This window comes from Clostridium sp. MF28, from assembly GCF_002969175.1.
Taxonomy (GTDB): Bacteria; Bacillota; Clostridia; order Clostridiales; family Clostridiaceae; genus Clostridium; species Clostridium beijerinckii.
Window position 1 is genome coordinate 5,614,987 of sequence record NZ_CP014331.1, and the last position, 16,021, is coordinate 5,631,007.

Annotated in this window: 10 protein-coding genes; 8 read left to right on the forward strand and 2 right to left on the reverse strand. The window is 31.9% G+C overall.

Going from position 1 to position 16,021, the window contains the following annotated elements:
- Positions 1–148: 148 nt before the first annotated feature.
- Both AXY43_RS24860 and modB read right to left on the reverse strand, forming a co-directional pair.
- Complete coding sequence (locus AXY43_RS24860) at positions 149–1,198, reverse strand: sulfate/molybdate ABC transporter ATP-binding protein (RefSeq protein ID WP_105412321.1); 1,050 nt, start codon at positions 1,196–1,198, stop codon at positions 149–151.
- Positions 1,198–1,875, reverse strand: a complete 678-nt coding sequence (modB, locus tag AXY43_RS24865; protein ID WP_423236889.1) for a molybdate ABC transporter permease subunit — start codon at positions 1,873–1,875, stop codon at positions 1,198–1,200. Before modB ends, AXY43_RS24860 begins: the two co-directional genes overlap by 1 nt.
- A 558-nt stretch (positions 1,876–2,433) precedes the next feature.
- Between modB and AXY43_RS24870 the strand changes: the two genes are divergently transcribed.
- From AXY43_RS24870 to AXY43_RS24905, 8 genes are all read left to right on the forward strand, one after another.
- Positions 2,434–3,744, forward strand: coding sequence for a YgeY family selenium metabolism-linked hydrolase (locus AXY43_RS24870; protein WP_105412323.1), 1,311 nt, complete (start codon positions 2,434–2,436; stop codon positions 3,742–3,744).
- Positions 3,745–3,780: 36 nt separating this feature from the next.
- A complete protein-coding gene (ygeW, locus tag AXY43_RS24875) occupies positions 3,781–4,974 on the forward strand; it encodes a knotted carbamoyltransferase YgeW (RefSeq protein WP_105412324.1) in 1,194 nt (397 codons plus the stop codon).
- A gap of 170 nt (positions 4,975–5,144) precedes the next feature.
- On the forward strand, positions 5,145–6,065 hold the full coding sequence (arcC, locus tag AXY43_RS24880; protein ID WP_077831265.1) for a carbamate kinase: 921 nt from the start codon (positions 5,145–5,147) through the stop codon (positions 6,063–6,065).
- A gap of 671 nt (positions 6,066–6,736) precedes the next feature.
- Entirely contained in the window at positions 6,737–8,113 is a 1,377-nt protein-coding gene (gene hydA, locus AXY43_RS24885) for a dihydropyrimidinase (protein ID WP_105412325.1), read from the forward strand.
- A 122-nt stretch (positions 8,114–8,235) separates the two neighbouring features.
- Positions 8,236–8,877 carry a helix-turn-helix transcriptional regulator gene (locus tag AXY43_RS24890; protein WP_103698556.1) on the forward strand — a complete coding sequence of 214 codons (642 nt, stop codon included), beginning with the start codon at positions 8,236–8,238 and terminating at the stop codon, positions 8,875–8,877.
- A gap of 526 nt (positions 8,878–9,403) precedes the next feature.
- Positions 9,404–10,687 (forward strand): guanine deaminase, encoded by a 1,284-nt coding sequence (guaD, locus tag AXY43_RS24895; protein ID WP_105412326.1) that lies wholly within the window; start codon positions 9,404–9,406, stop codon positions 10,685–10,687.
- A 154-nt stretch (positions 10,688–10,841) separates the two neighbouring features.
- Positions 10,842–13,859, forward strand: coding sequence for a putative selenate reductase subunit YgfK (ygfK, locus tag AXY43_RS24900; RefSeq protein WP_105412327.1), 3,018 nt, complete (start codon positions 10,842–10,844; stop codon positions 13,857–13,859).
- A 375-nt stretch (positions 13,860–14,234) separates the two neighbouring features.
- Positions 14,235–15,659, forward strand: coding sequence for an NCS2 family permease (locus AXY43_RS24905; RefSeq protein ID WP_077830441.1), 1,425 nt, complete (start codon positions 14,235–14,237; stop codon positions 15,657–15,659).
- Positions 15,660–16,021 lie beyond the last annotated feature (362 nt).

Here is a 16,021-nt window from a genome sequence, read left to right on the forward strand (position 1 = left end):
ATATAAGAAGATTATTGTAGTCTTGATTTGCAGTTTTATACAAAGGTGATGGAAAAGTTAACTTAAGATTATCCATCACCTTTTGTATATTCACATAAATTTAAAATGGGACTTTTTAATTATATATATAGTAGTAAATGACTTAAGTCTAAAAATAAAATAGATTGTCATTTGGAAAGTTGAGATATACACTAGTGTTTAGAGAGAAATTCATATTCTTTTTTTCTACCTTAAATTCAATCAATTTTGCATCTTTTTTAGTATTGTTTTTCATATATATAGTAAATTCAAAGGGGTTTTCTATAATAGTATCAATGGTATAAGGAAAAGTATTAATGTTTTCATTATTGTTTGTACATATTTCAATATCATGAGCTCTTATGCAGATATATTGGATATTGTCTGGAATTTCGTCATTAATAACATATTCGTGTCCCCAATTTTCAGCATAAATGGTATTTTTCCCAGTCTTTTTAGCTTTAGATATGTTTTTACATCCTGTTAATGTAGCTTCTGTAAGACTTTTAGGATGTTTAAATAAGTCTTTCTTTTCTCGATTTTCTAAAGAAACTCCATTTTCATAAACAATTATATTGTCGCAAACTCTATAAGCTTCAGCTATATCATGAGTAACAAAGATAACATTACCACTATAATCTTTTACTATAGACATTAATTCTTTTTCTAAATCATTTCTTAAATGTTGATCTAAAGCAGAGAAAGGCTCATCCAAAAGTAAAATATCAGGGGACGTTATAAGTGCCCTAGCTAAAGCTACTCTTTGCTGCTGCCCGCCAGATAACTGCCAAGGATAGCGTTTTTCGAGTCCACCAAGATGTAATCTTTCTATATATTCTTTGATTAAGGATTCCTTTTGATCTTTTTCCATATTAGAAATGCCTATTTCAATATTATCAATTATATTCATATTAGGAAACAAAGCATAATTTTGAAATAGATAACCGATTTTTCTTTTCTGTGGAGTTAAATTAATTTTATTCTCTGAATCAAAAAAAATCTTATCATTTACAATTATTTTTCCTCTAGAAGGAGTAACTAATCCAGATATACATTTTAAACTCATACTTTTTCCGGATCCTGATGAACCTAAGAAACCTAGAACACCGCTTTTATGTTCAAAATTCACATTTAAATTAAATGAGGAAAGATGTTTTGCTATATTTACATATAATGACATTATCTAGCACCCCTTCCCATAAGCTTTAACTGAACTTCTGACCAATAGTTTAATATTAGAATTAGAAATAATGATAAAGTAACAATTATGATAACCCAAAGAATTGCTTTTTGCATATCTCCACCTTCGGCTGCAAAGAATATTGCAAGTGGCATAGTTTGAGTTTTTCCAGGGATATTACCTGCTAGCATAAGTGTTGCGCCAAATTCACCCATAGCTCTTGCAAAAGATAAAACTAGCCCACCTATAATACCTGGCATGGCTAATGGAATAGCGATTTTATAAAATATTTTAAATTCACTAAGGCCAAGAGTTCTGGCAGCAGAAAGAATATTGATATCTATTTGCTCAAAAGCAGAACGTGTGGTTCTATACATCATAGGAAATGAAACCACTATAGCAGCAATAACCGTAGCACTCCAGCTGAAAATTAAAGAAGTATTAAAGAGATCTAGTAGCTTTCCTATAGGACCATTTTTACCACAGATAAGCAATAAAAAGAAGCCTACAACAGTTGGAGGAAGAATTAAAGGTAAAGTAAATAACCCATCTATTATTCCTTTAGATTTTCCTTTGAAATTTGACATCCAATAAGAAACCATAATTCCTAAAAAGAATGTTATTACTGTTGATAATGTAGCAGTTTTTATAGAAATCCATAAAGGTGAAAAATCCATATTAATTCCTCCTTAAAAGTTAGACAAACTAAAAAATTGTGAAAAAATATAACATAATTCTGTAGCAGTCAATCTAAAAAATTTTAATTATAGTAGATTACAATTGTTAAAAATCAATGCAAAATAGAATAAATATATAATAAAATATTTAAATATGTTTTATATAGTCATGTTTGATAATGTTTAGTTCGGTTTTATTATGATTTTTATAATATTAGCATTAATTCTATAAAAATACAATAGTGTATTACATATGATTAATTTTGTTTTCTGATAGTAAAAAAATAATAGAAATATTATTAAAAAAGATAACTTGAAAATATTTACAATTTAATTGAAAAGATGTATGATATTACCATAAAAATAAATTTGGTATAAAAAATTTTTTTTAGGTAAGGAAATGATTTGTAGAATATATAGGAGATTAATTTAATAATAATATTTCAGAAGTGGATTTTATAGGCTACTGAATATCATTACAAACAAAGTAGACAAGCATTTATTTCCGTTATAAATATGATTCCAAATAAAATATTAATTAAGATAGGGGAAGAGAATATGAATTTTGATCAAATTAAATCAAAGTCTGAAAACTATAAGGAGGATATGACCAAATTTCTTCGTGATTTAGTTGCAATACCTGGTGAAAGTGCAGAAGAAGAAGGTGTTATAAAAAGAATAGAACAAGAAATGAAAGGCGTTGGATTTGATAAAGTAGAAATAGATCCAATGGGTAATATTTTAGGATATATGGGTACAGGAGAAACTTTAATAGGCTTTGATGCTCATATTGACACAGTTGGTATAGGAAACAGAGATAACTGGGACTTTGATCCATACGAAGGATATGAAACAGAAACTGAAATAGGTGGACGTGGTACTTCTGATCAATTAGGCGGAATTGTTTCATCTGTTTATGGTGCAAAAATAATGAAAGACTTAGGGCTTTTAAATGAAAAATACACAGTATTAGTTGTTGGTTCAGTTCAAGAAGAAGATTGTGATGGACTTTGCTGGGAATATATAATCAAAGAAAGTAAAATCACACCTGAATTTGTAGTTTCTACAGAGCCAACAGATGGTGGTATTTACAGAGGACAAAGAGGCCGTATGGAAATCCGTGTTGATGTTCAAGGAATTTCATGCCACGGTTCAGCTCCAGAAAGAGGAGACAACGCAATTTACAAAATGGCTGAAATATTAATGAACATTCGTGACCTTAACGAAAATGACGCAGCTGATAATAAAGAAATCAAAGGCTTAGTAAAAATGTTAGATGAAAAATACAACCCGGAATTTAAAGAGGCTAACTTTTTAGGAAGAGGTACTGTTACAACTTCTCAAGTATTCTATACTTCACCAAGCCGTTGCGCAGTTGCTGACTCATGCTCAATTTCATTAGACCGTCGTATGACAGCAGGTGAAACTTGGGAAAGCTGTTTAGAAGAAATTCGTCAACTTCCAGCTGTTAAAAAATACAATGCAACAGTAAGTATGTATAACTATGATAGACCAAGCTACACTGGTTTAGTATACCCAATTGAATGCTACTTCCCAACTTGGGTAATTCCAGAAGATCATATTGTAACAAAAGCATTAGAAGAGGCATATAAAGGTCTTTACGGCACAACAAGAATCGGTGCTGGTGAAAATGAAGCAATGAGAAAAGCTCGTCCACTTACTGACAAATGGACATTCTCTACAAACGGTGTTTCAATTATGGGACGTAACGGAATTCCTGTAATAGGATTTGGGCCTGGCGCAGAAGCTCAAGCACATGCTCCTAATGAAAAGACATGGAAAGAAGATTTAGTAAAATGTGCTGCGGTTTATGCTGCTGTTCCAACTATATATACTTCAAATAAATAAATATTATTAGTAGAAATTAAGGGGGATATTAAAATTATGAGTATTGTCGATAAATATATAAATGAATTAAAAAACCTGAAAATTGATGAAATGTATAAAAATGATTTTTTCCTTACATGGGAGAAAACTACAGATGAGTTAAAAGCAGTTTATGAAGTGGCAGATGCATTAAGAGATTTACGTAAAAATAATAAATCAACAAGATTGTTTGATAGTGGACTTGGAATTTCATTATTCCGTGATAATTCAACACGTACTCGTTTTTCATATGCTAGTGCATGTAATCTTTTAGGACTTGAAGTACAAGACCTAGATGAAGGAAAAAGTCAAGTCGCTCATGGTGAAACTGTAAGGGAAACAGCTAACATGATTTCATTTATGGCTGATGTCATCGGAATCCGTGATGATATGTATATTGGAAAAGGAAATAAATATATGCATACAGTTGCTGATGCAGTAAAGGAAGGATATGAAGATGGAGTTCTTGAACAAAAACCAACATTAGTAAATCTACAATGTGATATTGATCATCCAACTCAAGTTATGGCAGATATGCTACATATCATACATGAGTTTGGTGGCATTGAAAATTTAAAGGGTAAAAAAATAGCTATGTCTTGGGCTTATTCACCATCTTACGGTAAACCATTATCTGTACCACAAGGGGTTATAGGATTAATGACACGTTTCGGTATGGACGTTTGCTTAGCACATCCAGAAGGCTATGAAGTAATGGAAGAAGTTGAAAATATAGCTCGTAATAATGCTAAGGAATCAGGTGGAACATTCACAAAAACTAATAATATGGCAGAAGCATTTAAAGATGCAGATATAGTATATCCAAAGAGCTGGGCTCCTTTTGCAGCAATGAAAGAACGTACTGATCTTTATTCAGAAGGCGATTCTGAAGGTATTAAAGAATTAGAGAAAAAACTTCTTGCTCAAAATGCAGAACATAAAGATTGGGAATGTACAGAGGAATTAATGAAAACAACTAAAGATGGAAAGGCACTTTATTTACATTGCTTACCAGCTGATATTAGTAATTTGTCATGTGAGAAAGGTGAAGTTGAAGATTCTGTATTTGATCGTTACAGAGTTCCACTTTATAAAGAAGCAAGCTATAAGCCATATATTATAGCAGCAATGATTCTTCTAGCAAAGGTAAAGAATCCTGCAGAAGTTTTAGAAAGAATGGCTCAAAGTGAGGATATAAGATTCAAGGGTTAGGAACTAATAAAAAAATATACACATTTAAAAAGAGCAGCTATGCTGCATATAAGAACATTTTATTTAAAAAGAGCAGCTATGCCGCATATAAGAATATTTCATGGCATATAATTTGAATTTTTATTTTCTTTCTAGTGCCTAAATATTTAAAAAGAGAATTGGAGGGATATATGGTGAGTAAGATTGTAATAGCGTTAGGAGGAAATGCACTGGGAGATACACTAGATGAACAAATGAAATCAGTAAAATTAACTGCTGAAAGTATTGTAGATTTAATCGAAGGTGGAAACCAGGTGGTTATTACTCATGGAAATGGACCGCAAGTGGGAATGATAAACTCAGCAATGGAGTTTGTTAAAAAATCTCAAATACCATTAACAATGTGCGTTGCAATGAGTCAAGGGTATATTGGATATGATTTGCAAAATGCGATTAGGGAAGAACTTTTATCACGTAATTTAAATAACCCCGTCACAACTCTCATTACTCAAACTCTTGTGGATCCTAATGATAACGCATTTTTAACCCCTACAAAGCCAATTGGAGGTTTTTATTCAAAAGAGGATGCTGAAAAATTAGAGAAGACTGGAATAGTGATGAAAGAAGATTCAGGTAGGGGATATAGGCAAGTTGTTTGTTCTCCAAAACCTATTGATATAATTGAAAAGGAAACGATTTTAGAGCTAGTATCGGCTGGAGAAATAGTTATTGCATGTGGTGGTGGTGGAATTCCAGTTATTCAAACAGAAAACAATCATTTAAAAGGTGTACCAGCAGTAATTGATAAAGATTTTGTAGCAGCATTGTTAGCTAAAGAGATAGATGCAGATAGTTTGATTATTCTAACAGCAGTAGAAAAAGTTGCTGTAAACTTTGGTAAACCAAATATTAAATGGCTGGATTCACTTACAGTGGAAGAAGCTAAAAAGTATATTAAAGAAGGCCAATTTGCACCAGGATCTATGCTTCCAAAAGTACAAGCAGCTTTAGAATTTGTTTCTTCAGGAAAAGGAAGGAATGCAATTATTACGCTTCTAAGCAAAGTACAGGATGGAATTCTAGGTAAAACAGGTACTCACTTTAAAATGTAAAGTTAAACTTATGCATTATGCTATAGGTATCCAAAACTTAGACTTATGCAATAACTTACCGAAAGGACAGGTACTCTGTTGTTTCGGTTACTGAGAATAAGTTGAGGCTTTCTAACATAATAAGTTGCACCATTTCAGCATGATCCCGAGACAAGCTCGTGACAAGCAAAAATGGAACAACTTATGATGAAGAAATGCCTGCAACATATTCTCTAATGTAACACTGCATATTATGACCCCTGTGGTTACAAAAGAGTACCTGTCCTTTCTGATATAGCAGATTTTTCAAGCTATAAGTATAATTCTCAAATTTGATATCTATAGATATCAAAATCGTAACCTAGACTTACGCAGTAACTCACTGAAATCATAAATATTTTGCTCCACAGCTAGCTGTTGGACATTGTACTCGTTGAGGATATAAGTTTAACTAGAGATTTAGGAGGAGAGGAATACAACTACATATAAGGAATAATCAAAAAAATATCAGGCACAATCAAATAAATAACAAGTCCTTTTGCCAGCCTATTTTCCATCATCATACGTTGGCAAATTGACCTAATGGGCCCGCTATGAGGGCAATTCGCCTCCTTACCTGATGAAAAATATCCATGGCAACTTTGGAATTGTTATTCATTTTCATGTGCCTAAAATGAAAGAAGTGCTTATGAATGATTATTATTAAAAATGGAACTATTGTGACTGAATCGGAAAGTTATTGTTCAGATATTATGATAGAAAATAATAAAATATCTTGTATTGGAACAAATTTGTCCAATGATAATGCAGAAATTATTGATGCTTTGGGAATGTATATAATTCCTGGAGCAGTGGATGTTCATACTCATATGGATTTGCAATCTGGAAATAGTCGATCAATAGACGACTTTTATACTGGAACTGTTGCAGCTGTTTGTGGCGGAACTACAAGTATTGTTGATCATGTAGCCTTTGGTCCTAAAAATTGTGCTCTTCGCCACCAAATTGACGAATATCATAAATTGGCTAATGGAAAATCAGTAATTGATTATGGATTCCATGGAGTAGTACAGCATGTAAATGATGAGGTTTTATCTGAAATGGAGTCTTTGGCTAAAGAAGGAATTTCTAGCTTTAAGATTTATATGACATATGATTTTAAACTGGATGACGTCTCAATTTTAAAAGTATTAAAAAAAGCAAAAGAATTGGGAGTAATTATTGCTGTACACGCTGAAAACAATGATGTTATAAATTACCTTAGAGAAAATTATGTTTCAAATGGCTGTTTAGAAACAATATATCATGCAAAATCACGACCAGACCATTGTGAAGCCGAGGCAATTAGCAGAGTGCTACATCTTGCAGCATTGGCAGGAGATGCTCCAATTTATATTGTTCATATATCTACTGAAAAGGGATTGGATGAGATAAGAAAAGCAAGAGCGCAGGGGCAAAAGAATATTTTTTCTGAAACTTGCACTCAGTACCTAACAATGACAGAGAAAAAATATCTTGAGCCAGACAATAATGGACTAAAATATGTAATGTCTCCACCTTTGCGTCAAAGCAATGATATTGCTGCTCTATGGAAAGGTGTACAAGATGGTGTAATTAATATAATTGCTACTGATCATTGTTCATTCAATCTAAAGGGTGACAAACAAAAGGGTATTAACGATTTTACAAAATGCCCTAATGGAGCTCCTGGCGTTGCTGAACGAGTAAGGGTAATTTTCTCTGAAGGCGTTATGAAAAAGAAAATTTCAATTAATCGTTTTGTAGAACTTTTATGTACAAATCCTGCAAAGATTTATGGACTTTATCCTAAAAAGGGTTCTTTAATTCCAGGTGGGGATGCTGATATTACTATAATTAACCCAAATTCTGAGTATACTCTTACAAGAAGTATGCTTCATGGAGCTGTAGATTACACATGCTTTGAAGGCATGACATTAAAGGGAGATATTGATATTGTAATACAGAGTGGTAAAGTAGCTTATAAAAATAATAAGTTTTTAGGGAAAAAAGGTGATGGAAAATTTATTAAGAGAAAAGTAATTGAATAATAGTATATTGTTTATTTAATATATTAAGCACAGTGGCCACAATAGTTGGTTGTATGCTTTGAATTATAAGAAAACATATTTATATTGTAATGTAAATATAAGATGATAGAGGAGATTTAAGCATGAATGTATATGATGATTTGGATTTTTTTAAAAGGCTTATTAAAGGGATTGCGGAAGAGTTTGGTCCAAACTGTGAAGTTGCGATTCATGATCTAAAAGCAGGATATGAACATAGCATTATAGCGATTGAAAATGGTCATGTTACAGGACGTAAAGTTGGGGATGTTGCATCGCGAATTGCAATGGAAACAATTCACTCAAATCTTCAGCATAAAGACCATTATAGTTATAGTACCCGTACAAATGATGGACGTATTTTGAAATCTACTACTATATGTATTCCAGATGAAAATGGTAAAGCGAAAGCACTTCTTTGTATTAATTATGATATCACTCAGCTAATGGTATCTAATAAGATTATAGAAGATTTTGTTTCAATAAAGGAAGTAGAACACAGTGATGAAGGTGATGTTACAATTCCAACTGATGTTAATCAACTTCTCAAAGATTTAATTGAGGAATCGTATCAATTAATTGGAAAACCTGTTGCAGTTATGACTAAAGAAGATAAAATGAAAGCCATTAAATATTTAGAGAGTAAAGGTGCGCTTTTAATTAAAAGATCAGGAGATAAAATTTCAAAGTTCTATGATATTTCAAAATATTCACTTTACAGCTATTTAAATAACAATGAGGATTAAATATATTACTGTAAAGTATTTGGAAGGATTAATAAAAAATTAAACAATTAGTCTTTAATTCTGTAGATTATTAATTTAATAAGTAATAATTGTGTGCAAATCAGATATATATAATAATAGAACTCATATGTAAAATAGGTGAACTTAGAAAAAATGTATTACTGACATATATAAATTTGTTGATAAATACCAATATATGGAATATAATTAAAATTGATCAACTAGTCAGTTAGTAATAATAAAAACAAGAAATGGCTAGTTCGTCATATTTACAATGTAGTAAACGTTTCCGATTGCTTTATATTTAATGCATCAAGTGAATCTTAGTTGAACTTATCTAGGGTCGTGCCGCTGTTATCTCCCACTTAAGCAGAGAACCTAAATCTATGATTTAGTGTGAATCGCTTACTCATCTGACTTTAGGAAGAGGAGTTTCATATATTGTGGGAGTGTTACAGCGGCTAGACATCAGATAAAAGTGAACCCTTGATCATTAGTAATGTGTATTTTATTAGGAGGTCTTGTGATGCAAGATGAGTATATTGTTAAAGGCAATATTATTTTTACTAAAGAATTAGGTAAATATGAAATATTTGAAAGTGGATATATTGTTATTGATGGTAAATTTGTTAAAGGTGTTTATAAAGAGCTGCCTGAAAAATTCAGTAAACTAAAGATTTTAGATTATGGACCTGCACTTATAATACCAGGATTTATTGACATTCATTCACATGCACCGCAGTTTCCTAATTTAGGATTAGGACTAGATAAGGAACTTATGCCATGGTTAGATTCATATACCTTCCCAGAAGAAAAAAAATATTCAGATATAGACTATGCAAAAAAAGTGTATTCTGCTTTTGTAAGAAGTTTATGGAGATATGGTACTACTAGATCTTGCGTTTTTGCTACCATTCATAAGAATTCAACAAAGTTATTAATGGATTTGTTTGCAGAAGCAGGATTAGGTGCATATGTAGGAAAGGTTAATATGAATAGAAATGCACCAGAATATTTATTAGAAAGTACGGAGGAATCCATTCATAATACTAAAGAACTATTAGATGAATATGGGCAAAAATATGAATTAGTGAAACCTATTATTACACCAAGGTTTGTTCCAACATGCAGCTTTGAGCTCTTAAAAAGCCTTGGGGAATTATCAAAAAAATATAATGTTCCAGTGCAATCTCATTTGAGTGAAAATTTGAGCGAAATCAGTTTTGTGAAAAAACTACATCCCAAATTAAAAAACTATGCAAGTGTCTATAATGAAGCTGGATTGCTTGGAGATCTTCCTACTATAATGGCCCATTGTATTTGGTTAGAAGAAGATGAAATTGAACTAATGGGAAGAAAAGAAGTTTTCATTGCCCACTGCCCTAATTCAAATAACAATTTATCAAGTGGTATTGCGCCTATTCGAAAATTGATGAAAAAAGGTTTAAATATAGGACTTGGAACAGATATATCAGGTGGTCACAGTGTATCGACGACTAATGTAATTGCTAGTTGTGCTCAGGTGTCAAAGTTAAAATGGCTAGAAAGTAACAAAGCAGATAAGCCTTTAACCACAGCAGAATTATTATACTTGGCAACAAAGGGCGGAGGAAAATTTTTTGGTAAAGTGGGAAGTTTTGAAGAAGGATATGAATTTGATGCCTTAATTATTGACGATAGCAGTTTATCCATCTTCAAGCCATTGTCAGTAGAAGAAAGACTAGAAAAATTTATTTACACCGGCGATGACAGAAATATTAAGGAAAGATATGTAGCAGGTAAAAAGATAGAAGAACCGAAACAATATTGAATATTTTTACACTAAAATTTGATTAACTAGTCAATAAGTACTAGCTTGTATTTATTTTAGGCACATGAAAATAGGTCGCAAATGGATTTGTTATTTTTTGAAAGTGCCTTAGTCATAATTTAAACAGAAAAAATAGAAAATAGGGGGATTATTTATGAGTGATAAAATGCAACGCATTCCTTTTGAAAAAATGTTAACTTGGATTACTAGAGAGTTAAAAGAAAAAGAATCTATTTTTGGCGTGCATAAAGATAAATTTTATTATAATGAAACTGGAAAATCAATTACTTTATTTAATGAGAAACTTTCATCACCACTTGGACCGGCAGCAGGCCCAAATTCCCAATTAGCGCAAAATATTGTTTGTGCATATCTAACTGGAAGTCGTTTTATTGAATTAAAAACAGTACAAGTTATCGATGGAGAAGATATTACAGTGTCTAAACCTTGCATCAATGCACAAGATGAGGGTTACAACGTAGAGTGGTCTACAGAATTAAAAGTGTCAGAAGCCTTTGATGAATATGTAAAAGCCTGGTTTTTACTTCATGTCTTAATGAAAGAGCTCAAATTTGCAAAGGAAAGAGATTTTATGTTCAATATGAGCGTGGGATATGACTTGAAAGGCATAAAATCTTCTAAAATTGATACTTATATTAAAGGGATGCAAGACGCATCATCTACAAAAATTTGGACAGAATGTCAAGAAACACTTCTTTCTCATATAGATATGTTTTCTGAATTTACAAAGGAAGATTTGGAAAAAATTTCACCAACTATTTGTTCATCTATTACGATCTCAACACTTCATGGTTGTCCTGCTAATGAAATTGAAAGCATTGCTAGCTATTTTCTTGAAGAAAAGAAATTAAATACTTATATTAAAATGAATCCTACATTACTAGGAGAAAAGTTTGTTAAAGAAACTTTAACAGCTATGGGTTATGACTATATAGTTCTTAATGGGCATCATTTTACAAATGATTTGCAGTACTCAGATGGAATTGCAATGCTAAAACGTTTGAAGGCGGTCGCAAATAACTTAAATTTAGAAATAGGAGTTAAACTAACTAATACACTGCCAGCTAAAATTACTAATAATGAATTACCAGGAGAAGAAATGTATATGTCTGGACGTGCATTATTTCCACTATCTATATCTTTAGCAAGCAAATTAGCTAAAGAATTTAATGGTGATTTACAAATTTCTTATTCAGGTGGGGCTGACTTCTTTAATATTGATAAAATATTATCTACAGGAATTAGTCCAATAACATTTGCAACATCTATCTTAAAGCCAGGTGGTTACGAAAGAATAACTCAAATGGCTAAAAAAGTTGAGAAGCAGCTTAATGGTAAAATTTCTGGAATTAATGTAGAAATTCTGGAGGACATAGTCAAGGAAACTATTAATGATAAACATTATCGAAAAGAACTACGACTTGTTAATAGCAGAAAACTTAATTCTAACCTTCAGTTTTATGATTGTGCAGTTGCACCTTGCTCTGTAGGATGTCCAATTAATCAGCAAATCCCACAATATACAGCTTTAGTAGGACAAAAAAAATATGATGAGGCTTTTTCAATAATTGCGATAGATAACGCGTTACCGGCTATTACATCAACTATTTGTAATCATAAATGTCAGACTAAATGTACTAGGATTGATTATGATGAATCTGTTTCAATCAGAGATTTAAAACAAATTGCAGTTTTAAATGCACAGGATAAATTTATTGAGTCTATTGAGCCAACAGATATTAGAACCGGGAAAAAAGTTGTTATTATTGGAGCTGGTCCTGCAGGTCTTTCATTAGCTCTTTTCTTAAGAAGAAATGGTGTAGATGTTACTGTAAGGGATAAAAAGGAGAGTGCATTGGGTGTTGTAGAACATGTTATACCTGAGTTTAGAATTTCTTCTGAAATGATTAAAAAAGATTTGGAAATGGTTAAAAAGCAAGGAGTAAAATTTCAATTTTGTATAGATGAAAATATTAATTTGAAGGAATTAAAAAAGGAATATGATTATGTAGTGTTGGCCATAGGAGCATGGAAACCTGGAAAAATTTCATTAAGCGATTGCGATAATAAAGCAATTAATGCTATTTCATTTTTAGAAAAATATAAGAAAAAAGAAGGAAAAATTGATTTAGGTAAAAAAGTTTGTGTTATTGGGGGAGGAGATGTTGCCATGGATGCAGCACGCTCAGCTAAAAGAGTGAGTGGTGTTGAAGAGGTTTCTATTATATATAGAAGAACCAAAAAATATATGCCAGCGGATAATGAAGAAATAGAACTTGCTATTTCTGAAGGCATTTTACTTAAAGAACTCCTTACACCAATTTCTATTGATGATGGAAAACTTACTTGTGAAAAAATGATTTTAGGTGATACAGATGCATCCTTAAGAAGAAGTTCTGTAGGTACTGGAGAAATGACAACATTAGATGCAGATACAGTCATTATAGCAGCAGGGGAAAAAATTGATAGCAAGTTATTAAGACAAAATGAAATAAATTTGGACTCTAATGAGTTTCCAATTGTTAATGAAAAATTGGAAACAAATATTGCAAATGTATATATCATTGGTGATTTAAAAAAAGGTCCATCTACAATTGTTAATGCAATAGCGGATGCAAAAAAAGTTACAAAAGATATTCTATCAAAAGAAGGGTTAAGTTCTGATTTTAAGCAAAAAGATTATTGTACTGATGAAAAGATATTATATGGAAGGAAGGGAATATTAGGAGATTTAAAGTCTTGTGAAGAAGAAGCTAATAGATGTTTAGGGTGCAAGAACATTTGTGAATTATGCGTTGATGTTTGTCCTAATAGAGCAAACGTAATGATTAATGTAAACAGTGATTTTGCTTCTAATCATCAGATTGTACATTTAGATGGTATGTGCAATGAGTGCGGTAATTGTGGTATTTTTTGTCCTCATAAAGGAAATCCATATAAGGATAAAATAACAGTTTTTTGGAGTAAAGAAGATTTTGAAAATAGTGATAACAAAGGATTCTTTATTGAAAATTTAGAAAAAGGTATTTGTCTAGTAAGAACTGAAGAAAGCGATATTATAAGTTATACTGCTTCGCAGCAATCAGCACTTTCAAAAGAAATGGCTAATCTAATTCAAACGTGCATAGATAAGTATGATTATATGCTTTAGGCATGTGAAAATAAATAACAAGTCCAAAGTTGCCATGGATATTTTTCATCAGGCAAGGAGGCAAATTGCCCTCATAGTGGGCCTATTATAAGTGAGAGTCCAAATCTTGTATTTGTTTTCTCGAACTTAGTTAAATTGCGCATGCGATTTAACCTCCTTTAATGATGGAAAATAAGCTAGTAAATGGACTTGTCATTTTTTGAATGTGCCTTAGTATTAAAAATTAAATAGATAGCAAGCGAAGAGGTTATGTACCACTGCAAGAGGGGGAGTGTATGGCAAGGATTTAGAAAATTGAAACAACAATAAGGCACATGAATTTGTTATTTATTTGAATGTGCCTAACACTAGCTATAATTTTAAGGAGGACATTTCATGAAAAAAGATGTAACCAAACAAAAACCATCATTTTTGGAGAGTTATTTTCACTTGGAAGAAAATAACTCAAATGTAAAGACAGAAATACTTGCTGGAATTACTACTTTTGTTACAATGGCATACATTATATTTGTTAATCCTAATATATTAAAAATAGCTGGTATGAATTCTGCAAATGCAGTAGGAGATGCAGCAGCACAGTTTAGTGTAGGCTCTGATCCAATAGTATCATCAGTTTTCGTAGCTACTTGTCTCGCAGCTGCCATTGGCACATTAATAATGGGGCTGTATGCAAATCTTCCTTTTGCTCAGGCTCCTGGTATGGGTCTTAATGCATTTTTTACGTATACTGTATGTTTAACCTTAGGTTTTACATGGCATCAGGCTTTATCATGCGTATTCATGTCAGGTGTATTATTTATACTTATTACAGTAACATCCATACGAGAAAAGATAGTTGATGCAATACCTCAAAATCTAAAATATGCAATTTCCGGAGGTATTGGACTCTATATAGCTCTTATTGGATTGAAATCTGGTGGTGTAGTAGTGTCAAACCCAGCAACACTAGTTGGATTCGGAAACTTTGCAAATCCAGGAACACTGCTTACTATAATAGGAATCATAATAACTGCTGTTCTAATGGCTAGGGGTATTAAGGGTTCAATTTTAATTGGAATAATTTCAACTACAATAATAGGAATTCCATTCAAAATCACATCACTTGAAAATCTACATGTTTTCAGTGCACCACCATCACTTGCTCCTACGTTTGCAGCATTTGATTTTGCAGGACTTTTTTCAAAAGGAGGCACATCAATAGGAGGCGCATTTCTTAGCGTTATAATGGTTGTTATAACTATTTGTTTAGTCGATCTTTTTGATACTATCGGAACTCTTGTGGGTACAGCTACAAAAGCAGGAATGGTTGATGAAAATGGTAAGGTTTTAAGAATGAAAAAAGCATTGATTTGTGATGCAGTAGCAACAACTGCTGGTTCAGTTTTAGGTACAAGTACCATTTCAACATATATTGAGTCTACAGCTGGTGTTTCAGAAGGAGGAAGAACTGGACTTACTTCAACAGTAGTGGGAATATTATTTATTTTATCATTATTCTTCTCAGGCCTTGTTGGTATAGTTCCAGGACAAGCAACAGCTCCAGCCCTTGTAATAGTAGGTGTTTTAATGATGTCAGCAATTGTTAATATAGATTTCAGCGATTTTACAGAAGCAGTTCCAGCCTTTTTTGCTATATCATTAATGGCTTTTTCTTATAGTATAGCTAATGGAATTGCAGTTGCTATGATTTTTTATCCAATAACAAAAATAGCTACAGGCAGACAAAAAGAAATCCATCCAATAGTGTATATACTTGCAGTATTATTCATTCTTAGATATATTTTACTTCCCTTTGAATAAAACTATGGAATAGTAACTTATATACCAGTTAATGATTATAGGAAGCATATTATGAGTTAAAACAATAGTAATCGCAAAACTTGCGAGATAAGTTAAAATGTCTGTGCCAAATAAGGTAACTAGGTGTTTAGATTTAATAAGCCACATTCAAAAAGTAATCATAGCAACTTTGGACTTGTTATTTATTTTCATGTGCCTAAAACAATCTATAGCACCTAGTTCAGCTGATATGATATTTTCTATCAAAGATAGAACAAGTATCTGTAAGTTTGTAATATTCACTATTGGGAGAGTTTACAGGCGGTAATTATTGGATAAGAGGAAAATCAATTGAATAAACATAAATTTCTACATAATAAAAT